The organism is Flavobacterium sp. RHBU_3 (genome assembly GCF_046613565.1).
Classification (GTDB): domain Bacteria; phylum Bacteroidota; class Bacteroidia; order Flavobacteriales; family Flavobacteriaceae; genus Flavobacterium.
The window spans coordinates 157198-181773 of sequence record NZ_JBKJHC010000006.1; the positions used below are offsets into that span (position 1 = coordinate 157198).

General features: G+C 42.1%; 24 protein-coding genes and 2 tRNA genes. 10 read left to right on the forward strand and 16 right to left on the reverse strand.

Annotation, left to right across the window (positions count from 1 at the left end; all coding sequences use genetic code 11):
* Positions 1 to 305: 305 nt before the first annotated feature.
* The 6 genes from ACLI1A_RS10470 to ACLI1A_RS10495 form a co-directional block, all read right to left on the reverse strand.
* A tRNA-Arg gene (locus ACLI1A_RS10470) sits at positions 306 to 379 on the reverse strand.
* A gap of 219 nt (positions 380 to 598) precedes the next feature.
* Positions 599 to 1753, reverse strand: a complete 1155-nt coding sequence (locus ACLI1A_RS10475; protein ID WP_411408602.1) for an acyltransferase family protein — start codon at positions 1751 to 1753, stop codon at positions 599 to 601.
* 25 nt (positions 1754 to 1778) lie between these two features.
* Complete coding sequence (locus tag ACLI1A_RS10480) at positions 1779 to 3986, reverse strand: glycoside hydrolase family 3 C-terminal domain-containing protein (RefSeq protein ID WP_411408603.1); 2208 nt, start codon at positions 3984 to 3986, stop codon at positions 1779 to 1781.
* A 31-nt stretch (positions 3987 to 4017) separates the two neighbouring features.
* Positions 4018 to 6297 carry a beta-glucosidase BglX gene (bglX, locus tag ACLI1A_RS10485; protein WP_411408604.1) on the reverse strand — a complete coding sequence of 760 codons (2280 nt, stop codon included), beginning with the start codon at positions 6295 to 6297 and terminating at the stop codon, positions 4018 to 4020.
* A gap of 253 nt (positions 6298 to 6550) precedes the next feature.
* Positions 6551 to 8176, reverse strand: a complete 1626-nt coding sequence (locus tag ACLI1A_RS10490; protein WP_411408605.1) for a DUF6377 domain-containing protein — start codon at positions 8174 to 8176, stop codon at positions 6551 to 6553.
* A gap of 155 nt (positions 8177 to 8331) precedes the next feature.
* Positions 8332 to 8405 (reverse strand) — tRNA-Arg (locus ACLI1A_RS10495).
* Positions 8406 to 8506: 101 nt separating this feature from the next.
* On the opposite strand from ACLI1A_RS10495, the gene ACLI1A_RS10500 reads away from it, so the two are divergent.
* Positions 8507 to 9019, forward strand: coding sequence for an adenine phosphoribosyltransferase (locus tag ACLI1A_RS10500; protein WP_411408606.1), 513 nt, complete (start codon positions 8507 to 8509; stop codon positions 9017 to 9019).
* A 103-nt stretch (positions 9020 to 9122) separates the two neighbouring features.
* Here ACLI1A_RS10500 and ACLI1A_RS10505 read toward each other — a convergent pair whose 3' ends face one another.
* Positions 9123 to 10181, reverse strand: coding sequence for a YCF48-related protein (locus ACLI1A_RS10505; RefSeq protein ID WP_411408607.1), 1059 nt, complete (start codon positions 10179 to 10181; stop codon positions 9123 to 9125).
* A gap of 84 nt (positions 10182 to 10265) precedes the next feature.
* Here ACLI1A_RS10505 and ACLI1A_RS10510 point away from each other — a divergent pair, with 84 nt between their 5' ends.
* Complete coding sequence (locus ACLI1A_RS10510; RefSeq protein WP_411408608.1) at positions 10266 to 10655, forward strand: hypothetical protein; 390 nt, start codon at positions 10266 to 10268, stop codon at positions 10653 to 10655.
* Entirely contained in the window at positions 10634 to 11275 is a 642-nt protein-coding gene (locus ACLI1A_RS10515) for an NUDIX hydrolase (RefSeq protein WP_411408609.1), read from the forward strand. The genes ACLI1A_RS10510 and ACLI1A_RS10515 overlap by 22 nt, the downstream gene beginning before the upstream one ends.
* Positions 11276 to 11282: 7 nt before the next feature.
* On the opposite strand, the gene ACLI1A_RS10520 is transcribed toward ACLI1A_RS10515, so the two are convergent.
* The 6 genes from ACLI1A_RS10520 to ACLI1A_RS10545 all read right to left on the reverse strand — a co-directional run bounded on the left by ACLI1A_RS10520 (position 11283) and on the right by ACLI1A_RS10545 (position 16092).
* Positions 11283 to 12167: a DUF4835 family protein gene (locus tag ACLI1A_RS10520; protein WP_411408610.1), complete on the reverse strand. Its 885-nt coding sequence runs from the start codon at positions 12165 to 12167 to the stop codon at positions 11283 to 11285.
* Positions 12160 to 13371, reverse strand: a complete 1212-nt coding sequence (gene coaBC, locus ACLI1A_RS10525; RefSeq protein ID WP_411408611.1) for a bifunctional phosphopantothenoylcysteine decarboxylase/phosphopantothenate--cysteine ligase CoaBC — start codon at positions 13369 to 13371, stop codon at positions 12160 to 12162. The genes ACLI1A_RS10520 and coaBC overlap by 8 nt, the downstream gene beginning before the upstream one ends.
* A 9-nt stretch (positions 13372 to 13380) precedes the next feature.
* Positions 13381 to 13698: a DNA-directed RNA polymerase subunit omega gene (locus tag ACLI1A_RS10530; RefSeq protein WP_322623834.1), complete on the reverse strand. Its 318-nt coding sequence runs from the start codon at positions 13696 to 13698 to the stop codon at positions 13381 to 13383.
* A gap of 9 nt (positions 13699 to 13707) precedes the next feature.
* Positions 13708 to 14514, reverse strand: coding sequence for an outer membrane protein assembly factor BamD (locus tag ACLI1A_RS10535; protein ID WP_411408612.1), 807 nt, complete (start codon positions 14512 to 14514; stop codon positions 13708 to 13710).
* Positions 14515 to 14674: 160 nt separating this feature from the next.
* Positions 14675 to 15577 carry a 4-hydroxy-tetrahydrodipicolinate synthase gene (dapA, locus tag ACLI1A_RS10540; RefSeq protein WP_411408613.1) on the reverse strand — a complete coding sequence of 301 codons (903 nt, stop codon included), beginning with the start codon at positions 15575 to 15577 and terminating at the stop codon, positions 14675 to 14677.
* A gap of 2 nt (positions 15578 to 15579) precedes the next feature.
* Positions 15580 to 16092: a DUF6913 domain-containing protein gene (locus ACLI1A_RS10545; RefSeq protein WP_411408614.1), complete on the reverse strand. Its 513-nt coding sequence runs from the start codon at positions 16090 to 16092 to the stop codon at positions 15580 to 15582.
* Between the two features lie 120 nt (positions 16093 to 16212).
* On the opposite strand from ACLI1A_RS10545, the gene ACLI1A_RS10550 reads away from it, so the two are divergent.
* The 4 genes from ACLI1A_RS10550 (at position 16213) to ACLI1A_RS10565 (ending at position 18758) form a co-directional block, all read left to right on the forward strand.
* Positions 16213 to 16935, forward strand: a complete 723-nt coding sequence (locus tag ACLI1A_RS10550; protein WP_411408615.1) for a 5'-nucleotidase C-terminal domain-containing protein — start codon at positions 16213 to 16215, stop codon at positions 16933 to 16935.
* Positions 16935 to 17846, forward strand: coding sequence for a bifunctional metallophosphatase/5'-nucleotidase (locus tag ACLI1A_RS10555; RefSeq protein ID WP_411408616.1), 912 nt, complete (start codon positions 16935 to 16937; stop codon positions 17844 to 17846). Before ACLI1A_RS10550 ends, ACLI1A_RS10555 begins: the two co-directional genes overlap by 1 nt.
* Positions 17847 to 17928: 82 nt before the next feature.
* The gene (locus ACLI1A_RS10560) at positions 17929 to 18387 is read left to right on the forward strand and encodes a hypothetical protein (RefSeq protein ID WP_411408617.1); all 459 of its coding nucleotides are present in this window, start codon (positions 17929 to 17931) and stop codon (positions 18385 to 18387) included.
* Positions 18384 to 18758, forward strand: a complete 375-nt coding sequence (locus ACLI1A_RS10565; RefSeq protein ID WP_411408618.1) for a VOC family protein — start codon at positions 18384 to 18386, stop codon at positions 18756 to 18758. The genes ACLI1A_RS10560 and ACLI1A_RS10565 overlap by 4 nt, the downstream gene beginning before the upstream one ends.
* 24 nt (positions 18759 to 18782) lie before the next feature.
* Here ACLI1A_RS10565 and ACLI1A_RS10570 read toward each other — a convergent pair whose 3' ends face one another.
* From ACLI1A_RS10570 to ACLI1A_RS10580, 3 genes are all read right to left on the reverse strand, one after another.
* Positions 18783 to 19703, reverse strand: coding sequence for a helix-turn-helix domain-containing protein (locus tag ACLI1A_RS10570; protein ID WP_411408619.1), 921 nt, complete (start codon positions 19701 to 19703; stop codon positions 18783 to 18785).
* A gap of 78 nt (positions 19704 to 19781) precedes the next feature.
* Positions 19782 to 21017, reverse strand: coding sequence for a sensor histidine kinase (locus tag ACLI1A_RS10575; RefSeq protein ID WP_411408620.1), 1236 nt, complete (start codon positions 21015 to 21017; stop codon positions 19782 to 19784).
* A gap of 180 nt (positions 21018 to 21197) precedes the next feature.
* Positions 21198 to 22220 carry an HNH endonuclease gene (locus ACLI1A_RS10580; protein ID WP_411408621.1) on the reverse strand — a complete coding sequence of 341 codons (1023 nt, stop codon included), beginning with the start codon at positions 22218 to 22220 and terminating at the stop codon, positions 21198 to 21200.
* Between the two features lie 89 nt (positions 22221 to 22309).
* Here ACLI1A_RS10580 and nadC point away from each other — a divergent pair, with 89 nt between their 5' ends.
* Genes nadC through ACLI1A_RS10595 form a run of 3 tightly spaced genes read left to right on the forward strand, consistent with a single transcriptional unit; the run spans position 22310 to position 24553 of the window.
* Positions 22310 to 23167 (forward strand): carboxylating nicotinate-nucleotide diphosphorylase, encoded by an 858-nt coding sequence (gene nadC / locus ACLI1A_RS10585; RefSeq protein WP_411408622.1) that lies wholly within the window; start codon positions 22310 to 22312, stop codon positions 23165 to 23167.
* A 6-nt stretch (positions 23168 to 23173) separates the two neighbouring features.
* The gene (locus ACLI1A_RS10590; RefSeq protein WP_411408623.1) at positions 23174 to 24103 is read left to right on the forward strand and encodes a YihY/virulence factor BrkB family protein; all 930 of its coding nucleotides are present in this window, start codon (positions 23174 to 23176) and stop codon (positions 24101 to 24103) included.
* 21 nt (positions 24104 to 24124) lie between these two features.
* A complete protein-coding gene (locus tag ACLI1A_RS10595) occupies positions 24125 to 24553 on the forward strand; it encodes a DUF2147 domain-containing protein (protein ID WP_411408624.1) in 429 nt (142 codons plus the stop codon).
* The last annotated feature ends 23 nt before the right edge of the window (positions 24554 to 24576 follow it).

Here is a 24576-nt window from a genome sequence, read left to right on the forward strand (position 1 = left end):
TTTTTGCATATCTTTTACTAATTCCGGGGCTTCAGCAAGCTCTTCTACAGATGACCACAATATACTAACTTTTCCCTTTTTCCCTGATTGATACTATAGCTTTTTAAATATAGATTTATAACAGAGGTACCCCCTATCAGTTCTTTATATTTAACAAATTTGTCTACTTTTTTTAAGGTGATTTAATCTTAGGGGTAAGCCAGATGGCTAATTCTATTCTAAATATTAGAAAATATCAGGGACACCCTATAAGAGCAATCAGTATAAAAAGAAAAAGGCTAAACTGATGAGTTTAGCCTTTTTTGTGACACCGACAGGATTCAAACCTGTAACCTTCTGAGCCGTAATCAGATGCGCTATTCAGTTGCGCCACGGTGCCTTATTGAGAGTGCAAATATACTAAAAACACTGTAAATACTGCAAACTATGCGCAATAGTTTTTAGCGGTTTTTACAAGCCAAAAAAAAGAGCCGTCCCCTCCGGGACGGCTCCAACCAAACTCTGATTTCATGATTAGAGCACAATAACCCATCTTACATGCATAAGATAACTCATTCTAATTCTTGATAATCAGACATAACTAAACAAAGCTTGCGCTTTAGCTAACCTTAACTCTTTTCAAATATTTATCTGTAAGCCATTTTCTTACCGGTATGTCGTATACCCGCAGCGAAACATAGGCTACCAAAATTGTAAGCGCAAATGTGGCAAGCCCTACCGGCAAAGCATCTTTTAACGGCACTTTATTGTTATCTACCCAGGCATAAAACACATACACTATAGGGAAATGCGTAATGTAAATTGGGTACGAAATATCGCCTAAAAAAGTACACAGGCGTTTAACTTTCGGCTCTCTTACAAAACCGCACGCGCCAATGTAAACTATGGCAGGGAACAACAGGATGATGGTTAATGAATCATAAATACCGTTCATCCATAAATTTTCAGAATCCCCTACCCTCGGAAAGGCCAACGCAGCTATAATTAATACAGTGCAAATAAGAAACGAATCTTTAATGTTTCCTTGTTTAAACAGCCTCCTTAGCAGCATACCCGCTAAAAACGGATACGCCAAACGTGTAAAACCTATGCGCAACTGTGCAGGCTCTAACGACCAGCCACCAATTACATCGCCATTAGGGCTGGTTACCGCAAGATGTATGAGCAGTGCCCCCGAAATTATAACCAACACCGTAAGGATAGTATTAGATACTTTTTTAAGGAATAGTGCATAGAAAATATTGGCTATGTATTCGTAAAAGAGTGACCATGCCGGCCCGTTTAGCGGGTGCATTTCTGTCCAGCCCCTTATGTCTAAGCCCAGGGTTACCGGAAGCAGTGTGCAGCCAATTACGGTTACCAGTATCAGTTTCCAAACGGGTGTTGCTTCTATAGCCCCAAACATGGGCGATGCCTGTGCATAAAAAAGTACAGCCCCAAGTATCATTCCCACAATAATCAATGGATGTAGGCGTATAAGTCTTCTTTTAAAAAAGTCTTTAAGGCTCATTTTGCCCCAACGGTCGTCATAAGCATGAGCGATTACAAACCCCGAAAGCAGGAAGAAAAAATCTACTGCCAGATAACCGTGGTTGATGATTTGCTTACTGTGGTCGCCCCCCGAAAAGATTTCGAAGATGTGAAATGCCACTACAATAACCGCGGCTACACCCCGTAATCCGTCCAGTATGGGATAATGTTTTTTAGTATCAGGAAACGTGGTTTCCTGTACCGGATTAGCATTTGTATTCATTTTGAAAATTTGGTTATAGCGTTATTTATTTCAAAGTGAATTTTACCTGTCCTTTTATATCCTGAGATGAAGCACCGATTATCGCCTGGAACTCTCCCGGCTCGGCTACCCATTCGTGTTTTTTATCGTCAAAGTAGCTTAGGTCTTCTTTGTCTATAGTAAGGGTTATGGTTTTCTCCTCGCCTGCTTTAAGAAATACTTTGTCAAAGCCTTTTAGTTCTTTTACCGGCCTTGGCAAAGATGATTTAAGATCGGCTATGTACAGCTGCACTACTTCGGCTCCATCGCGCTTACCGGTGTTTTTTACGGTTACGGTAACGTTTAGGGTATCATCTTTACCTATGATAGCTTTGTCGGCCTTAATGTTGCTGTACTTAAATGTAGTATAGCTTAGTCCGTGACCAAATGGGAACAGCGGCTTGATGTTTTGTTTTTCAGTCCACCTGTAGCCTACAAAAATGCCCTCTTTATAGGTAACTGAATCGCCGCCCGGAAATGCATCGTAAGCATTGGCCGCGTTGTCTTTTATAGAAACCGGGAATGTAAAGGTAAGTTTACCCGAAGGGTTAACATCTCCAAATAGTACCGAAGCTAAGGCATTACCGGCCTCTGTACCTAAAAACCATCCCTGTACAATAGCCGGAACCTGTTTTACCCACGGCATAGCCACAGCATTACCCGATATGTTTATAAACACAAGGTTCTTGTTTACTTTGGCTAACGCACTAATCAGGTCGTTTTGGTTGTAAGGCAGTTCCAATTCTTTACGGTCATAACCTTCACAGTCCTGGTAATCGCTTTTGTTAAGTCCACCTACAAACAGTACCAGGTCGGCATCTTTAGCGGCGTTAAGCGCTTCTGCTTTTAGTTCGGCGGCACTACGGGTTTCTTTCAGGTTTTGACCTGAAACCACACCGTTGTAATCGCCGGCTGCATCGCCTACATAACCACGTACGTATACTACTTCGGCATTGTTACCGGCCCTCTTTTTAATGCCATCCAGCGGAGACACCTCGTATTTAGCTTTTAACGAAGAACTACCACCACCTACGGTCATCATTTTAATGGCATTTTCGCCTATAACCACAATTTTCTTGTGCTTTGCAGTAATAGGTAGTAATGCGTTTTGGTTCTTTAAAAGTACAATACCTTCTTCGCCTATGTTACGGGCAGCAGCAGCATGTTCTTCTGTACCAAAGCTACCAAAAGGCCTGTTACGGTTCATGGTAGTCCTGAATGACAGACGCAGTATGTTGCGCACTTTGTCGTCAAGCTCTTTTGTACCTACCTCGCCTGATTTAATCAAATCCAGGTACGGCTGTGCCAGGTAGTAATTATCGTAAGCATTTTTTGTCCCTTTAGAAAGGCCATCGGTCCAGGTACCAAACTCCATATCAAGGCCATTAAAAATGGCTTCTTTTGTATTGTGTGTACCACCCCAGTCGGCAACTACTACGCCGTTAAAGCCCCATTCTTTTCTAAGAATATCCTGAAGCAATACTTTGTTATGGCACGCATGCTGACCGTTGTACTGGTTATAAGCTCCCATTATGGCCCAGCTTTGGCCTTTTTGCACCGCAGCTTTAAACGCAGGCAGGTAAATTTCATACAGTGCCCTGTCGTCTACTATAACATTAATAGCCCCCCTGTTTGTTTCCTGGTTGTTTAGCGCAAAGTGCTTTACACAAGCTGCCACACCGTTTTGTTGTACCCCTTGTATGTAAGGCACTACCATTTCTCCGGCAAGGAACGGGTCTTCGCCCATGTACTCAAAGTTCCTGCCGTTTAGCGGGGTACGGTAAATGTTGATACCGGGGCCTAAAAGTACGTTCTTGTTACGGTAACGGGCTTCTTCTCCCAGGCTTTTACCATAAAGTTTTGCCATATCCCTGTTCCATGTAGCCGAAAGGGCTGTTAGGGCCGGGAAAGCGATACAAGAGTCATTTGTCCAACCCGCCTGATCCCATTCGTCCCAAAGTGTTTCGGGGCGAATTCCGTGAGGGCCGTCGGTCATCCAGTTTTCTGGAATACCCAAACGCGCTACACCCGGCGAACTGAATTTAGACTGCGCATGGATCATGGCTATTTTTTCTTCGGTTGTAAGCCTTTTAAGTGCGTCTTCTATACGCTGCTCTATGGGTTTTGTATCGTCCAGATACACCGGTTTTGCCTGTTGTGCCTTGGCCTGAAAAGCCAGGAGCAATACGGCAGCTATTGCTATTTTACGTATCATATTATAGTATGGTGTTTGAAGAATGATTCTTTTATTTAAGGTTAAAGCTTGTTTTGTTTGTGGTATCGCTGTTTGTACCAATAAAAATTTCAAAAGTACCCGGCTCGCTTACGTGTTTTAAATCCGCGTTGTAAAACTTCAGTAAATCTTCTGTTATGGTAAACGTTACGGTTTTAGACTCACCCGGTTTCAGGCTGATTTTTTCAAAACCTTTCAGCTCTTTTACCGGCCTTGATATACTGGCTACAAGATCTCTTATGTACAACTGTACCACTTCGGCTCCGGCTACTTTTCCGGTATTGGTAACGGTAACAGCTGCTGTAATATTTCCTGATGCAGTCATTTCATTGGCACTTAGCGTAACATTGCTATAGTTAAAAGTAGTATAACTCAATCCAAATCCAAAAGGATAAAGCGGTGCGTTTTTCTCATCCATATAGTTACTCCTGAACTTTTCAAAACCTTTGTCTGAAGCCGGCCTTCCGGTCATCAGGTGGTTATAATACACCGGGATTTGTGCCACGCTCCTCGGGAAGGTAGATACCAGTTTGCCGCTTGGGTTTACATCACCAAAAAGTACATCGCCTATAGCCTGTGCTGCTTCGGTACCGCCAAACCATACATTAAGTATAGCCGGTACGTGTTCCTGTTCCCATACCAGTGTCATAGGACGGCCTGCAAACAATACCAGTACAACCGGCTTACCCGTAGCCACAAGTTTTTCCAATAATCTTTTTTGAATTGCCGGGATGCCTATATCGGTACGGCTGCTTGATTCGCCACTCATTTCAGAGGCTTCGCCCATTGCAGCTACAATAACATCTGATTTTGCCGCTATGGCAAGCGCCTCTGCGGTCATTTCCTCCTCAGACCTGTTATCCCACGGAATATCCCTGCCAAACATGGTACCGTTTTTCTGCATCGTTTGGTCTTCCATCAGGTTACTACCTGATGCGTATAGTATGTTGGCATTTTTGCCGGCTACATCTTTTAAGCCTTCTATCAGGCTCATAGGCTTTTCCAGCTTGGCAGCCACACTCCAGGTACCCACCATATTCGATTTTGAATTGGCCAACGGACCTATCACTGCTACAGTTTTAGACTTGCTTAAAGGAAGTACATTACCTTCATTTTTTAGCAACACAAAACTTTCTGAAGCTATTTTGCGCGCTACAGCCCTGTTTTCCTTAGTATAAATATCTTTTTTAGACCTTTTGGTATTGCAAAATTTATACGGATCGTTAAACAATCCCAGTTTGTATTTTGCTTCCAGTATGCGGCGGCATGCCTGGTCTACTTCCGCTACCGGAACTTTACCTTCCTTTACCGAAGCCTCAAGCGTAGTAAGATACCCTTCGGCTACCATGTCCATATCCAGTCCGGCATGCAGTGCCAGTTGCGATGCCTGTTTCAGGTCGCCCAGTCCGTGGCTTGGAATTTCGCCTACGCCAAAATAATCGGCTACTGTAAAGCCGTTAAAATTCCATTGGTTACGCAGTACATCGGTTAGCAACCATCGGTTAGCATGCGCCGGAATCATGTCTACCACGTTAAACGATGCCATAACACTGGCTGCTCCCTGCTCTACCGCTGCCTTGTACGGATAAAAATAATCGTTGTACATACGCACGTGACTCATGTCTACGGTATTGTATTCCCTACCGGCTTCACCGGCACCGTAAAGTGCAAAGTGTTTTACACACGCCAATATGTTTGTAGGTTCAGAGAATGTATTGTCCTTACCCTGGTATCCCCTTATCATAGCCTTAGCTATATTTCCACCCAGGAACGGATCTTCGCCACTACCTTCAGATACACGTCCCCATCTTGGGTCGCGGGCAATGTCTACCATAGGGCTAAACGTCCAGTTGATACCCGCGGCGCTTGCCTCTGTTGCGGCTACTTTAGCCGATAGTTCTATAGCATTCATATCCCAGCTACACGCAAGCCCCAGAGGGATGGGGAAAACTGTTTCGTAACCGTGTATAACGTCCATACCAAAAAGCATCGGGATTTTCATCCTGCTTTCCTCTACGGCTATTTTTTGTATATCCCTTATTTTATCGGCGCCTTTAATGTTAAACATGCCGCCCACCTGTCCTTTTCTAATCTTGGCGGCTATATTACTATTACTACCCAGACCGGTAATAATATCGCCCTCACTGGGCAGGTTTAACTGGCCAATTTTTTCTTCAAGGGTCATTTTTGCCATCAGGTCACTGATGAACTTATCCATCTTAGGATCCTTTTGTTGTGCCTTAGCACCGGTTACCGCTATAACCGTAAGTAGCAACATTGCTATTTTCTTCATTATATCTGTTTTTTCCCGGGGTATAAAATTCCCGTTATTGACAAGAACAAAGCTAAAACGATATAGTTTAAAATAACAGGGGTAAATTTCACAATGTAGACACTTAAAAAATACAAAATATTGAATATCAGAGTTTTAAAACTGTATTTTTCTAAAAAATAGTAGCACATTAAACCCTACAAAACACATACTACTAAAACACATCATTACTACTACAGCGCTGTTTTAGCCCCTTGTTAACCAATATATACGGCTACCCGATGGTTTTAATCTGTTGTTCAAATGCCTCGCGCGGTATGGCTGCCTTGTTCCTGATTTTTGTCCTGTAATTGTAAATGGTACTCACAGAATAACGTAGAAAAGCCGCGATTTTTACACCGTCGCTAATGCCTAATCGCTCTAATGCAAAAATGCGTAGTTCGGTATTCAGTATCTCACCTTCTTTAATTTCTATCTGCTCGTCCGGTAATAAAAGCGCGTTAAGGTCTTTTACAAAATCCGGGTACAGGTTGATAAAAATAATGTCGAACCTACGGTACAAATCATTCAGCTCGTCATCAATAACCGAGCTTGATTTTAAGATTTCCGACAGTTCATCAAACTGCCTGTTCATAGCCTTTTTGTTCAGTTTTTTTCGATAATCGTCCAGCTTGTCTATGTAAGCGGAGCAGATGTCAAAAAACTGGGCTATATATTCTTCCTTAATACGGTTTGATTCGTGTAGCTGGCTGTTAAAATCGCTAAGTTGCTCGTTTACATGTTGCAGCTCTGTGTTCAGTTCTTTAAGTTGTTCTCCCGAAACGGTAAGCGCCTCTTTAATTTTAGATACCTTACGCATTTGCCGGTACACATATACTACCGCTACAATCAACACTAACGTAAGAAAACTGATAAGGTAAAGGTATTGTTCCAGCTGTTTGCGCGATTGTGCTTCTTTTTTCTGGTATGAGGCATTAATAATGGAATAAAACTCAGACATCATCAGCGTCCTGAACTTTACATTACAAAAAACGGCATCTTCCAGGGCAGACTGCGCATACTTATACGCAAGGTCTATTTTCCCATCATAATAATAGTAAATAGCAAGGTTTTGTATGGCGCCATGGTCTTTAATTCCGTTTTCTATATCAGTTGCGGCGGCCAGGCTGTAATACATAATACCGTCGTCAAACTTTTTATTAACCATGTTTATATCACCCAAAAGATACACATACATGGCATAGTTGGCATCTTTCTGCGTACTATTTTCAGCCATGCCGCTAAGTAACTTTTCTGCGTCCTTATATTCCTTTTTATACATAAACTTCTGGGCAAGGTTTATTTTGTACTTAGGAGTATCCGGGTTAAGCACCAAAAGCAGCGAATCGCGGTAAATTTCTATCTGTTTGGTGTAATTATCTTCGGGGTTGTTAGTGGCATAATGCTCGTAAAACTGGCTATAAAACTCGTAGTAAAGTGCTTTAAGATCGTTAGATAACCTCTTTACAGGTATGCTTTTAAGCAAAGCCTGTGCTTCGAGGTAGTTTCCTTTAGAAGAATAAAGATTTGACAGCTGAATTTTGGCGCGGTATGAAAAATCGGTAATGCCAAGCTGTTCGGCCAAGACAACGTTTCTGCGCACAAAGTAGATAGCGGAATCTATTTTGAATTTCCGGTACTCTTCATACAGCTTCTGGTTGGTAAGATATTCCGTTTTTGTCCCTTCAGATTGTTTCAGGTCGTCCATGTAAGATGCTATGCGCTGCATCTTACTGTTTACGTATTTGTCCTTTTCAGACAATGCCTTATCCAGTGCTGTTTTGGCAGATTTTAAATCCTGGGCAAAAAGAGCATTACTTAAAACAAAGAATATTACGGTAAAAACTACACTACCTTTCACGTTGATTGTCTTTTCTAAATGCACAAATATAGGCAAACTAACATTCCTTTGCCGCCCAAATGCTTTACCTAAATCTTAAAACAAACGAAAGAATTGTCCGTAACCGGATTAAAACAAAAAATCCCCTAACCGTATGATTAAGGGATTCCGTTTTGTGACACCGACAGGATTCAAACCTGTAACCTTCTGAGCCGTAATCAGATGCGCTATTCAGTTGCGCCACGGTGCCGTTGTGCTTTCATTCTGTGTAAATCACTTCCTGATTGCGGGTGCAAATATAGATAACATTTCTTAAATTGCAACCGTAAATTTACATTAATTTCATAAAAAATGAACCTCACCACTTATATACGTGACATTCAGGATTTTCCTAAACCCGGAATTATTTTTAAAGACATTACTCCACTACTGGGAAATCCCGTTGCTGTAGACGAATGCCTGCAATTACTGCTTAAAAACCTTGAAGGCCAAAAAATAGACAAGGTAGTGGGTGCCGAAAGCCGCGGGTTTTTCTTTGCTACCCTTTTGGCACGCGAACTGGGTGCGGGTTTTGTACCCGTGCGTAAACCCGGAAAACTGCCTTATGACACCCTTAGCGCTACCTATGCACTGGAATATGGCACAGACACACTGGAGGTGCACACCGATGCCATAAAGCCGGGAGAGCGCGTTATAATACATGATGATGTACTGGCAACCGGAGGAACAGCCAAAGCCCTGTGCGAGCTTGTAGAGCGCCTGGGTGGCGAAATTGTACAGTGCAACTTCCTGATGGAACTTTCATTTTTGCACGGGCGCGATAAGCTGGCGCCTTATGAAGTATATGCTCCTTTAGTTTATTAGCGATTAGCTTTCAGCCATCAGCGGTCAGCGGTAGTATATCAGATTATTATAAAAACTTCTCAAAGTAGCTAATCGCTGAAAGCTGAAAGCTAACAGCTGACAGCTACTCCAGCTTAAAACGTACAATAACCTTCTGCCCTGCTGCTATTACCGTTTTTTCATCGGCAAACTGTAGCGTATTCAGGTTAGTGGCATCACTCAGCTTCTTCCAGTTTACACCACGGTCGTAGCTGTAAAACACGCCATTACGACCTACAGTAAACAGCCCACTGCCATTACTGCCCGGCACAAACTGCACACATGAAATATAACCCGGGCCTTTGCCCTCGCCTACAGTTTCCCAGGTTTTACCGCCATCGGTAGTCAGTATTTTGTTTCCCGTGTTCAGCTCAGGTTTTTCGTAGTTGCCACCGCCCGCAAAGCCAATGGTTTCATCATAAAAATCAGCCGAGAAAATACCGGTCATTTCACCTCCCTGGATAATCGAGGTATCAAAAACTTCCCAGGTCTTACCCTTATCTTCCGAATAGAATACGCGCGATTTTTTACCACCGCTTACTATCCATGTTTTATCGCCTCTAATAATAATATTGGTGTTACTTGCCGCAAAGGCCGCTTCGCCCTCTGCTACAGGCGGTAGCCCGGTACAATCACGTTTTTGCCAGGTTTCACCGCCGTCTTTTGTGGTTATAATGCTCAGGCAGCCATTTTGCGGATCACCCATTGCTATACCCTCCATGTCGTTATAAAACTTCATGCAGTCGTAAAACACCTTCTCCCCGCTTTCGGTATATACGGTTTTGGTAAACTTGCCGTCCTTGCTTATCTTAAACAATAAAGCCGGTGAAGCCACATTAAGAATGAATACATGGCTTTTAGTCTGCGCTATAGCCCTAAACTCAGGCAGCAGTGTATCGTGTGCCGCAACGCCGTTAAAATCGGTTTCACCTGCCAGCGATACCCAGCCGTACTTACCGCCGTTAGCGCCGTACCATGCTTTACTGCCGTCTATAGCTAAACCGCGTATGCTGATACTATCGTCTTTAAGCAAGGTATCTGTAGCGGCTATTTTGCTGAAAGCCAGTTTAAATTCGGTTACTTCCGCTTTTTTGCAGGAAATGAACAACACCCCAAAAAGCACAGGGTACAATAGTTTTTTCATAAAATGGCGTTTCATGCTAAGATAGGATTTTTAACCGCGTGTGCCAAATGGCATTTGCGTATATTTACCGAAAACAAATCAATTATGAAAGCCCTTTGTCTGGCTGCTATAACGTTACTGCTCCTATCATGTTCTAAACTTGCTGAGAAGAGCAAAACCACTTCAGCAGAGCAAATAGTCGACCTTGCCATTAAGCTACATGACAGCACTGAAATTGAAATTAAAAACCTGTATAAATACACCGATAATATACCTTATGAAGATACTGCACACTTTGCGCATATTTTAAGGGATAAAGGTTTTAAGCAAACCCATTATGGACAGGGAAATCATTACCTCGGCCCGAGGATGATGGACCAGAGCCTTCAAAAGGGCGATTGTGAATGTAATGTAACAAAAGTGTATTACAATACTTTAGATACAACCCAATACCAACCAACAGAGACAATTGAATGCCATATACTAAAGAAATAATGAATGACTTCCTTACCCAACTGAAAAAACTTAAAGCCCTGGCCGATACAGGGCTATTGTATACTAAAAACGACTACGACCGCGAACGTTACGAAGAAATACTTCACATAAGCCTGGAACTGTTAGCACAAACCAGTGGTAACAGCACAGAAACCCTTAAGGCCATGTTTGCACCGGTAACGGACTACCCTACCGTAAAAACCGACGTGAGGGCCTTTATACTATCTGAAGATAAAAAGAAGGTACTGCTTGCGCAGGAAAGCGCCGACGGCAAATGGAGCCTGCCCGGCGGATGGGCCGATATAGGCGACTCACCCAAGGAAACCGCAGAAAAAGAAGCCTGGGAAGAAACAGGGCTTAGGGTAAAAGCAACAAACCTTTTGGCTGTATTCGATAAAAAGTGCCACCCGCACCCGCCACAGCCTTTCTATGTGTATAAGCTGGTATTTTTATGCGAAGTGGTTTCGGGCGAACTGAACAAAGGATTTGATGTGCTGGATGTACAATACTTTGACATTAACAACCTGCCCGAACTTTCGGAAGACCGCATACTGGAAAGCCAGATAGCGCTGGTACATAAAAAGGCCGCCAGTGGCGACCTTTCAGCATATTTTGATTAGTAGACTACTACTTTATTTTACTCCATTTACTGGCATTATTGGGTGAAACGCGGTTAAGGGTTTCGCCCAGTTCTGTAATACTCATATTAGGGCCACCGCTAAATATCTGAACGATTTCATCAGCCTTGGCATCAAAAAAGATACGGGTAAGATAGGCGTTAGGACGCACTTTATACAATCCTGCAAACTTTTGTATGGCCTCTGCTACTTTGGTTTTACCGGTTTTCATATCCTCAGCCATAACATCAAGGCCATCGCGGTGGTAGCTGTACATGGCTTCCCTGTACGGATCGAAAGTGCTACTAAGCACATCGTTTACAAAAAAGTAACGGGTTTGGTTACCGTCCTGGGCAGACCAGCCTTTGTACCCACTGCTTTGTGCAGTAGTTACTATACCCTGGGCTACTTCGTAATACGGGGTTCCACCTTTTTCAGAAAAGCTATCGGCATCTACACCTATAATCATATTGGCATAAAATGCCAATGTAGACACAAGGTTAGAATCAAATGTGTTGGGGTTGTAAATAAGGTTTTCGCCCTGGTTGTAGTTAAACGAAATATCCTTATCACTATAGTTAAGCAATGCAGAAGTATAACCCGAATTAAACACCGGCCTCTGTGCACTGATTTGCAACGTAGCCGAATATGCATTGTTTTTATACGCAGTAAGGCTAAAAAACAACGTACACTGTATACGCTCATTTTGCGAAATATTCCTCGTAGTAAAACGGGTGTTGTTCATAAAATCCTGGGCAGCCTTTTCCAGCGCTTTAAACGACTGCACGTTACCATCAGTTATACGGTCGTAGTTTATGGTTACGGTACAGTTTAGTTCCTGCGCCTGTAGGTTAAGGCACAAAAGCATGGTTAAGGCAGCTATCCACTTATACATTGTAATGCTCTTTTATTTTATTAATAATATCCTTCGCCACTTCCTCTTTTGGTTTTAATGCTAGAGGCTCTTCTTCAAAGCGGCTGTTGATAAAGGTAACTTTATTAGTATCGTGCCCAAAACCCGCACCGGCATCGTTCAGGGAATTTAGCACTATCAAATCTAAGTTTTTTTTCCGGATTTTAGCCTTGGCGTGCTCAATTTCATTCTCTGTTTCCAATGCAAAACCTATAAGAAACTGACCGTTTTTCTTTTCTCCCATAGAAGCAAGTATATCGGTAGTCTTTTCAAGTTCTAATACCAGGTTACTGTCGTTCTTCTTTATCTTCTGGTCGGCTACATGCTTTGGCCTGTAATCGGCTACCGCAGCAGCAGCAATGGCTACATCTACCCCATCAAAATAGTCGTGGCAGGCAGTATACATTTCGCTACTTGATGTAACCCTTACCAGTTTAACGTTAGTATGGTTAATGGTAAGATGCGTAGGCCCGCTTACCAGCACCACATCGGCACCTTGGTTTGCAGCAGCTACAGCAATATCATAGCCCATTTTTCCGGACGAATGGTTGCCTATAAAACGCACAGGGTCTATCGGTTCGTATGTAGGGCCGGCAGTAACCAGTATTTTTTTTCCGCGAAGGGGTAATTTACCTTCAATATCCTTCTCAAGAAATGCTACAATATGCTCCGGTTCAGCCATACGGCCTTCGCCATAAAGCCCACTGGCCAGTTCTCCGCTTTCGGCAGGAATGATAACATTACCAAATGCTTCAAGCTTTGCAAAGCTGTCTTGGGTGCTGGGATGGCGGTACATATCTAAATCCATGGCCGGAGCCACATACACCGGGCATTTGGCAGAAAGATAGGTAGCTATAAGAAGATTGTCGCTATTGCCGGTAACCATTTTAGACATGGTATTTGCCGTAGCCGGGGCAATAACAAACAGGTCGGCCCAAAGGCCAAGTTCCACATGGTTATTCCATACGGCATTTTCATCCTCATCATTGTAGAATGAAGAATGCACCGGATTCTTGGATAACGTGGAAAGAGTTAGGGGGGTAATAAAATCTTTAGAGGCAGGTGTCATGACTACTTGTACATGCGCACCTGCCTTTATAAAAAGCCTTACCAGCGTGGCTGTTTTATAAGCGGCGATACCCCCGGATATACCGAGTAAGATTTTTTTACCGCGTAAAACAGACATGGCTATATATTATTTGTTTGGTTCCTTGTAGTATACTTTACCCTCAAGCCACTCTTGCACGGCAAGTGCATGAGGCTTAGGAAGTTTTTCGTAAAATTTAGAAACTTCGATTTGCTCTTTGTTTTCAAAAATTTCCTCAAGGCTGTCGTTATAAGTAGCAAACTCCTCCAGTTTTTCGATAAGCTCCTTTTTAATTTCGGTGTTTATCTGGCTGGCCCTTTTTGCTATGATAGTAATAGCCTCATATACATTACCTGTGCTCTCTTCAATCTTGTTCTTGTTGTAGGTAATTGTATTAACGGGAGCGGTTGTTTTCTTTAAATCCATTCTGCGCTGTTATTTTGAAATTTTTTCTAATTCGGTGTTTATCGTCTCCAGAAGCTTATCAGCATCTGCTTTGTATTTTGTATCGGGCCTGTATTTAATCAGGTCGCCGTAGCTTTCTTTAGCACGACCAAGACGCTCTTTCATTTTACTTTCCACACTGTTAAGGGCTAATTTACAAGAAGCCTCAAACTTTAGGTAAAGCGCGTCTTCTTTAAGCTCAGTACCCGGAAAATCAATCATAAAGTTATCCAGGGTCTTAAATGCAGCGTTATAATCTCCAAAATACTCAGCTGTATCAAAGTACTGCCTTGCAATTTCGTATGCCTTTTTCTCCAGTTTACGGCTTAGTTCCATAACCAGTTGGTTAGCCTCAGGCATGTATTCGCTGTTAGGATACCTGTCTATAAATGCCTGCAGTTTTTCAAGTGCTTTATAAGTGTCAACCTGGTCTAAAGAATAGCGTGGCGAAAGAAAGTAATAGCTCTTAGCAGAAAGGAACGCTGCTTCCTCTGCCTTACTACTGCGTGGGTAGCTCGATGTAAAGCTTTCAAACTGGTAGCCTGCTGTATAATACTGCTCTGATTTGTACAAAGCCATAGAATACATATAGAACATTTTTTCGGCCTGTGGCTTACCACGGTAAGAGGGCGCTATTTGTTCGAAAAGACGAATGGCCTTGGCATATTTCTCTTTTTCATACATTTTTTCTGCCACATCGTATTTTAACTTTGTGTCGTCAGACTTCAGCGCCTGCTGAAACGGGCTGCATGAAGCTAAAAGAAGTGCTACTATTAATGTATAAAAAATACGTACCATAAATAAATGTTGTACCCGCAATTGCAGATTTTAAAGCAACCGCAAAGTTAGTTAATAATTACACAATACAAAATAAATTTTCGTACGTGCCATTCACAAAAAAAGATGCCTTTTTAAGGCACCTTTCTTTAAACTGCAATTTATGCTTTTTATTGCGTAATTACACACCTACAGCCACAGTATTTGCCGAAAATTTCTTTACAAAAGCGCTTAAGCGGTTTGCAAGGTCTTCATTAACATTTACAAGCGGTAAGCGTACGGTGTTTTCGCAAATACCAAGTTCTTTAAAAATTTCTTTGATACCGGCCGGATTACCCTGCTCAAATATCATATCTATACTATCCATAATACGATAGTGTATTTCATAAGCTTCATCAGTGCGCTTAGCAAGCCCTAAACGAACCATGTGGCTAAACTCTTTAGGGAAACCTTCGGCGATAACCGATATTACACCTGCACCACCGGCAAGAACCATAGGCAGGGTAACCATATCATCACCCGAAATTACAAGGAAGCCTTCAGGCTTGTGCTGTATCAGCTTCATGGCCTGCACTATATCTCCGGCGGCTTCTTTAATAGCTACAATATTGCTAAAATCGTTAGCCAGCCTTATTACGGTATCTACAGCCATGTTACTTGCTGTACGCCCCGGCACGTTATATAATATAACCGGCACCGGCGAAGCCTGGGCTACAGCCTTAAAGTGCTGGTAAATACCTTCCTGGGTAGGCTTGTTATAATACGGAGAAACCGAAAGTATGGCTACAAAATCTGAAAAGTCAGTAGTTTTAAGCTCATCAACAACCTCAGCAGTGTTATTTCCCCCTACCCCAAGCACTAATGGCAGCCTGCCAGCATTAGCCTTAACAATAGTATCTATAACCAGCTTCTTCTCCTCCTTATTAAGGGTAGCAGACTCTGCCGTAGTGCCCAGCACCACAAGGTAGTCTATACCGTTTTCCACCTGGAAATTAACAACCCTTTCTAGGGCTTCGGTATCTACCGAAAAATCTTTCCTGAATGGAGTGATCAACGCCACCCCCGTTCCTATTAACGCTTGCATGGTTATAATTTATTTAGAATCTTTAGATATTTAAAAAGCTCGGCAGTAAATTCTTTGTATTTCTCTACCTGACTGGCCACCATAAAGGTATGGAAACGACTATCGGTAGTACTAAAACCTGCTTTAAAAGCAGCCTTACTTTTAAGTGTTATAAGGGCCAACGGCGGCTTCTGTACATCGTAGTAACTAATAAGCAAGTCAAACGATTTGTTTATAAAAGCGGTAACATCCTCTTTTGCAAACTCCCCTCCCGACGTTACATCAGCATACGAAAAATGACAGCACTGCGGCAGCTCTTTCTTTTTTACACGTTCAAAGAAGCTCAGTGTTTCTATATTACGTGCATTTATGCCGTAAGAAGCGATTTCTTTTATAAGATCTTCGCGCCCGGCAAAATACGTTTCATCCAGCAATACACCCACCGTAACTACAGCCTTGCCGGAAACGGGGGCTTTATAGTTTGTTAATGTATTTTTAATATTCTTTTTTAAGCTGAAATCTTTAATAAACTTCAAAAACATAGTACTTTTATTGCCGAAAAACAAAATTACCAAATTTAAGGTCAAGTATCAATGGTAAAACATAAAAACTATAACACAGCAATCAGCAGGTTTGTGTTATTTGTAACATTTTGTTTGATTTTTAGTTGCGCTCCGAAACAGCATATTAGCAGAATTGAAGGAAAACAGCTACCTGTTTCATCTGAATATGTTGCGGTAACAGAAATTGAAGACTACATAAAACCCTTTAGAGAACACATCGACAAAGACTTAGACAGCGTACTGGCTTACTGCCCGGAGACCATGGATAAGTTTAAAACCATAAACGGATGGCAAACCACTATAGGCAACTTTGAGGCCGATGTAGTATTTGACAAAGCCGATAAACTGATGATGCAGCGCTATAGCCAGCACCTTGATGTAGCATTACTAAACCATGGCGGTATTCGCTCTATATTACCTAAGGGTAATATTACAGCCCGTAATGCGTATGAAATAATGCCGTTTGAAAACTCACTGGTAGTAATAGCGCTTAAGGGTACCCAAATCTTTGAGATGGCGCAGTACATATTAAAGGAAAAGAAACCGCACCCGCTTAGCGGCATGGAAATACACATAGGTGCCGATGGCTCTATGAAAAGTGTAACCGTACAGGGCAAAGGCGTTATTGCCACCAAAACCTACCTGGTAGCCACCAACGACTACCTGAGCAATGGCGGCGACAGCATGACGTTTTTTGCAGCAGGCACGCAGAAGTACGACCTTGACTACAAGCTGCGTAACCTGTTTATTGATTATTTTAAGGAAGTAGACACCCTGCCCATCATCAGGACCGAACGTATAATACAGGACAAGTAATGAAAAGAAGGGATTTTATACAGAAATCGGCAGCGGGAAGCGCCCTTGTACTGGGCGGCCTTTCACTGAGCAGTTTTGCTGCAGAGCCGGAAATAAAGAAGCTTACCATACTGCACACTAACGATGTGCACAGCCATATAGACCCGTTTCCGGTAGATGACCCTAAATTCCCTGATAAGGGCGGCGTGGCACGCAGGGCTACCCTTATAGAGCAGGTACGCGCCGAAGAAAAGAACGTACTATTATTAGATGCAGGTGATATTTTTCAGGGAACGCCTTACTTTAACTATTACGGCGGCGAACTGGAAATGAAGCTGATGAGTATGCTGAAGTATGACTTGGGCACTATGGGTAACCACGATTTTGACAATGGTATTGATGGGTTTTATAAGCAGTTGCCACATGCCAAATTCGATTTTGTGTCGGCCAATTACGATTTTAAGAACACCATATTAGACGGTATTGTAAAACCGTATAAGATATTCGAGAAAGACGGGCTGAAAATAGGCATCTTTGGTTTGGGTGTGGAGTTACAGGGATTGGTAGACAAAAAACTATCTAAAGAAACCAAGTACCTCAACCCTATCGAAATTTCGCAGGACATGAGCCGTATACTAAAGGTAGACCACAAGTGCGACCTTGTTATCTGCCTGAGCCACCTTGGGTTTATTTACGATAACGAGCCGAAAAAAATAAGCGACCTGGTTTTGGCACGCACTACTAAGAACATTGACCTTATTATAGGTGGGCATACCCATACCTTCCTGAAAAAACCCTACATACAAAAAAACCTGGACGACAAGGAAGTAATGATAAACCAAGTGGGCTGCTACGGCGTAAACGTGGGGCGTATAGACCTTACCTTTGAAAACGGAAAACTATCGGGTAGCGGACGTACCTTAGTGGTATAACCTTGCCAATATACACAAAACAAGGCCCGCACTTTTGCGGGTCTTTTCTTTTTCGTAAACTTGCTATATATAAAAACCAGCCATGAAAGAATACTTTAAATACAAATACGGTTATATAAACATAGACGACGAAAACCTGTACATGACCAATAGTGGCAAATGGCAGGAGGCACGTGAAACGGAAGAGAAAAGCAGAGCTAATGAAGCTGTAAACGAAAGACGGATTAACTATATGAAGTCGTTTGTATTTATTGTCTTTGGAGGGATTGTGATTTATTTTGCCCAAACCATAGACAATAAAAAGGTAAGCATTGGCATTGTTGTAGCAGCACTGGCCATTGGCTACAAACTATATGATTATTTTTCATCCGAGTTTGGAAGTCGTTACCGTATTCCGTTACATAAATTAGAATCTGTTACCGCTCAGGGCACAGAACGCATCCGTATAGGTTTCCTGAATGCTAACGGCAATCCTGACTTTGAAATGATAGACGGGCTGGAACCAAAAGGCAGGGAATTTTTATTAGCATTAAAAAAATGAAATTCCGCATAGCACGCCATACAGATAACCTTAAGAAAATAGCTGCATTTTACAGCGGATTGCCCGAAATGGCTGTACTTGGCAGTTTTGAAGGGCATGATGGTTATGACGGTATTTTTATAGGAAAGCCTGGTGAAAGCTGGCATTTGGAGTTTACCCAAAGCACCGAACCGGCACAACACTCTCCCGATGATGATGACCTGCTGGTATTTTATTATGAAGAAGAAACGCCATACAGGGAAGCACTGCGCTATTTAGATACCACAACCCCACGTATACCCGCAAAAAACCCCTACTGGAATGTAAACGGGGTATGTTACAAAGACCCCGACGGTTTTGGGCTGGTTGTGGTTTTAATTCAAAATTTATAATTCAGGATTTAAAACAATTAAGAATCACCCTACATTAAGCAGTTGGTATTGCTTAGGGGTAATACCCTCATACTTTTTAAAGATGCGGATAAAGTAATTACAGTCGTCAAAACCTGCCATAAAGCACACCTCGTTAACCTGTATACCCGGATTTTTCAGCAGGCTTTTGGCATGTTTTATCTTTTCATTTAAAATAAACTCTATAGGGCTCATACCCAGTTCGCGCTTAAAGTAACGGTAAAAGCTGGTAGTGCTCATACACGCCTTTTCGCTCATGTCCTTAAGGTTAATCGGGTTGGTTATATTCGCACGAATGTACTCAGCTATCGCTACTATAGGGCTATTGGCATCAATCGCTTTGCCGGTATCTATTCGCTGCACGGTTTGTGTTTGTACTATGCGCACCAAAAGTTCCTGTAAGGCAAGGTCTACCAGTGCATCTTTGGTCACACTGATGCTCATGCACTCACGTATCAGCTTGTTTAGCGTGGCAGCGAGTTCGGTATTGTTATAAAAAAAGTAGTTTTCGTGGTTCAGGTGCCAGCCGTTAGCCTCTTCCTTAGGGTAACGTTCGTTAAGGAAATTAAGCGTTTCATGAATCTTGCCATGGTCTATGGCAAGCGCCAGGCACTGTGTAGGGTTATTAGTAGAAGCCTCCGGGAAATCAATTTTCATTTCCACATTACCAGGTACAATTACCGTTTCGCCGGGCAGGTATTCAAACTCCGGATCGTCAAAAAGGTGCATAACCTTTTTACCGCGCAGCATGCTTGTTACCACCAGGTCGTTAAACTTAAGCGGCACCAGTATACTTTCCTGATATGTTTCAAAAAGGTTGAGTTCGCAGTTATCCAGCGAATACACGGTACGGTTCTCTACAAGGGTTTTCAGCGAGCGTTCGCCGGTAAGTGCGGGCTTATTCAGCAGGGCTTTTCGGTTGTTCATAACACGTAAAACTAAAACGATGTAATTTACAAAAAACTACCGTATATAAAACGTATAAACGTGTTAATTTATACAATCTTAAGCATCTGCCCCACCCCCGTCTTCTTCGGGTGGCCTGTGCCTGAACGGAAGCGATACTATAAAGGTAGTCCCCTTTTCTTTACCGGGGCTCATGGCATAAATATTACCCCTGTGCAGCTCTACAAACGATTTGGTAATACTCAGCCCCAGGCCGTTACTGGTTTCCCTGCCTGTGGGTTTACTGCTCAACTTGGCAAATTTGGTAAACAGCTTCTGCAAATCCTGCAGGTTTAGCCCCTGTCCCTGGTCTTTTACCTCTATATGTACATAGTTACCCGCCTCTCGGGCCGATACTTTTATAACCGTATTGTGGTAACTGTATTTTATAGCATTGCTCAGCAGGTTGTGCAGCACATCCGATATTTTATTGCGGTCGGCCTCAATGGGTGGCAGCGTATCTTCTACAAAAAGCTCGATAACCTGTTTTTTACGGCCCGCAAGCAGCTCAAAACTATTTACAAGGCGCTTAAACATATCGCGCAGGTCTACCTCATCTATGGTAAGCAGTTCGTCGCGCTCTTCCAGTTCGCTGTGTGCCAGGTAGTCGCCCAGCCTTTTTTGTATGTTTTCTACCGCCGACTTAATGTTGGTAGTCATCCTCTCAGTACTGGCAGGATTTTTTGTAATAATCTCATTAGCCAACTTAATACTTGCCAATGGGTTCTTAATCTCATGGAGCGCAATGTTCATCAGGTTAATCTGCGATTCTACCGATTTGCGGTACCTGAGGCGGTTTTCCAGCTTATCTATAACTATACTGGCCAGTGTGCGCAGCATTTCTACATGAGTAGGATCTACAGACAAACGCGGTGTATAATCGCCTACACAAAGCGAACCCACATTATAACCTTCGGGGGTTTTTAAGGATGCCCCTACATAAAAACGCAGTTCTTCGGCTCCACCTTTTATATGAGGGATATGAAAAATTTCCGGATGCAGGTGGGTATCAGTATATACCGTTACGTTATCGTCCAGTATAGATATGGCACACAGGCTGTCCTGCCGCGGAATTTCATTAACCGAATATGGCCCAAGGTTCGATTTAAAAAACACCCTGTTTTCGTCTACAAAGCTTAATAGCGCTATAGGCGCATTAAATAGCTGCGAGGCCATAAGGGCTATTTTATCAAACGTATCTTCAGAGTGCGTGTCCAGTATCTGGTAATCGTGCAGTTTCTCTACGCGCTCACGGTCGTTGTTCGGGATTAAGTTAACCGGTTTTGTATATGACATAATGGTTTTAAGAATACAGGAAATGCCAAATTGTTCACCGAATGTACGATTATTATTCCAAACGTTAATGTAAGCTGTAAAATGTTATAATAATTTTAGGAAATGTCTTAGTAGGATGTGGATGTGTTGATTTGTGGATTTGTGGATTTGTGGATTTGTGGATTTGTTTATTTGGAAGTTTCACTCAACTTTTGCCTTAGTCTCATAATACAATATTATTTTTTCTTTTTCGCATTTCAATAACTCATAACTTGAAAAATCAAAAATTTCCATTGTAGGATTACCAAAATTTAGTATCAATTCTTCTGAAATTAAAGGAGGTAGAATTTTAAAAGTTACTTCTTTACTTTTATTATACAACCAATTATCTTCTTCGCAAAATGGTAAAAAAAATTGATATACAAATTTATTAAAACATAGTACAAAAGTCCAAGACGGTATATTTTGATCTTTATAAGAAAGACGTTTTTTGAACATCATTACTATTGGCCTTTTATATTCATTCCAGTTAAGTTTGAATGTATAGGCTCTAAAAAAATCGTTTCCTTTTAAAATTTTATCGTCAAACGTATTTTGTAAAATTAAAGTTCTCAGTTTTTCAAATTTTTCTAACTCAGATTCAGGAATCAATGAAAAAGCTATTTTGCACAGCACTTTAAAAATGTCCAACGGAATATAAGAATGCTTTGTATTTTCAATTATTATTGACTTGTTATCTTCATCAATGTTATAGCATTTTTCTCCATTTAGTAATTTAGGGGTAATCCTAATTTTAGCTTTTCCATCTTCTTTGATTTCTCTTACTTCAATTTTTGAGTTCTTGAAGGTCTTAGAACCTTTTTTACCTTTCATCTGCGAAAATGTTCTATCTGCTCCAAAAAATTTAGCAAAACTGTCTTCATATCTACTCATTTTCATATTACAGGTATCACATTCAAAATCGCTTAAAAGATTCCTGTTACCCATAAATTCTGGGATTAAATGGGCACTTTTTTTGAAACTAACATCTGGGGAAGATTTTTGACAAAACCTACATACCCTGTCATTTTTAGACTTCAGAGAGCTCTTATTATTAGGATCATAGGTAATATCAATAAAATCATAAAACATTGTAAAATCTTCTAAAGCAATCCTATATTCTTCTGTAAATTGCCCATTAAGATGAATTTTAACACCACTAATTTTTGACGATAAGATTACCATTTTCTTCTAAATTTACCAATTATATTGAAATTACAATCACCCTCCCTCCCGAAAAAATTCCCTACCTTAGCCCTACAATATATAAACCAATGATTTCTCAGCAACAATTTGAAACTGAACTGAACCTTATTATAGCCAATGCCATTCGTGAAGACGTAGGCCCCGGCGATTACTCATCACTTGCCTGCATACCCGCCGAAGCCACAGGCCGCGCCAAACTACTGGTTAAAGACAACGGCATACTGGCAGGTGTGGATTTTGCCCTAAAGGTTTTTGCATACGTAGACCCTAAGCTTACTATAGAAGTTTTTATACAGGATGGTACCCCCGTACAATATGGCGATGTAGCCTTCCATGTGCAGGGTTCGAGCCAGAGCATCCTTAAAGCCGAGCGCCTGGTGCTGAATGCCATGCAGCGTATGAGCGCCATAGCTACAAAAACCAAGAAATACGTAGACCTGCTGGCCGGTACGGGAACAGGGGTGCTTGATACCCGAAAAACCACTCCCGGTATACGCGCACTTGAAAAATGGGCGGTGAAAATAGGTGGCGGCGAAAACCACCGTTTTGCCCTGTATGATATGGTAATGCTGAAAGACAACCACATCGACTTTGCAGGTGGCATAACCCAGGCCATACAAAAAACGCAACAGTACCTGAAGGAAAACAACCTGGACCTGAAGATTATTGTAGAGGCACGCGACCTTGATGAAGTAACCGAAATTATAGCCAACCCCGGCATACACCGCATACTGCTGGACAATTTTGACTACGAAACTACCCGTAAGGCGGTAGCCCTTATAGGCGATTACTGCCAAACCGAGAGCAGTGGCGGTATTAACGAAAATACCATGCGCCACTATGCCGAATGTGGGGTAAACTACATTTCGAGCGGGGCACTTACCCACTCGGTATACAATATGGACCTAAGCCTGAAAGCTTTTTAAAAAAGAATGTCTGTAGAACTGGAACATAAACTGGAACGCATACCTGTGGTAAAACACCTGGTGCGGCTGGGAAAAAGCATTCGCCTGCCCTATTCAGACGGGCTTACGCTGTACCACCTGCTGGAGCTGTACATTACCGGTATTATAAACGGCGATGTGGCTTACCGTGCCGGTGCCATTGCGTTTACGTTCTTTATGTCGCTGTTCCCGTTTGCGCTGTTTATACTAAACCTTATCCCCTACATACCGCTGGAAAACTTCCAGGAAGACTTTATGCAGTTTGTAGCCGATAATGTGCCGCCAAACACCTACGATGCCATAGCCAATATACTAACCGACATACTGCTAAACAGCCACAAAAGCCTGCTTAGTACGGGTATCTTACTGTCTATACTGTTTATGAGTAATGGGGTAAATGCCATACTCAGCGGTTTCCAGAGCAGTATGCACATAACGGTGCGGCGTAGTTATTTCCATAAATACGCTATTTCCATAGCATTGTCGTTGCTGCTTACCGTACTGCTTATTATTACGGTATCGTCCATAATCGTTTTTGAGGTTATCATCAGGCAGCTGAGTACTAAATATTACATTCCCGCCGAAGTGCAGTTGTTACAAATAGGCCGCTATGCCTTCCTGGTGCTTATGATACTGCTTACCACCAGCATACTGTTTAAGTTTGCCACAACCGAAAGCCGCCGTCACGGATCGTTTTTCAGTTACGGTTCGGTATTCAGTACGCTGCTTTTCGGCCTTACTTCGTATGGTTTTGGTATTTACGTAGAGCGATTTAGCAAATACAACGAGCTGTATGGGTCTATTGGCACACTGCTTGTATTAATGCTGTACATATACATTAACTGTTTTATTTTGCTGCTGGGCTTCGAATTAAACGCCCTTATACAGAAGCTGAAACGAAAAAATTTGTATATTTAGCATTAATTAACAGCTATAATTATGAACAAATCATTTTTAACATTCCTAATGATTGCCTTTATGGGCATATTATCAGTTTCTGCGCAGGTAACCGGAAAGTGGAAAACCTTTGATGATGAAACCGGCGAAGCAAAAAGCATCGTGCAGATCTATGAAGAGAACGGAAAGATTTACGGTAAGGTTATTGAGATACTGAACCCTGCCAAAAAAGACAAAAAATGCCAAAACTGTAAAGGGGCAGATAAAGACAAGCCCATACTGGGCCTTGTAATTATAAAGGGGCTTAGCAAAGACGGTGACGAATATACCGACGGCGATATACTGGACCCTAACAAAGGAAAGCTATACAGCTGCACCATAAAACTGGATGGCAAAGACAAACTTGATGTTAGAGGTTATTTAGGGCTTTCATTATTAGGCCGTACCCAAACCTGGGTTAGGGTAAAATAAAACCCGATTTATCTTGACTAGTC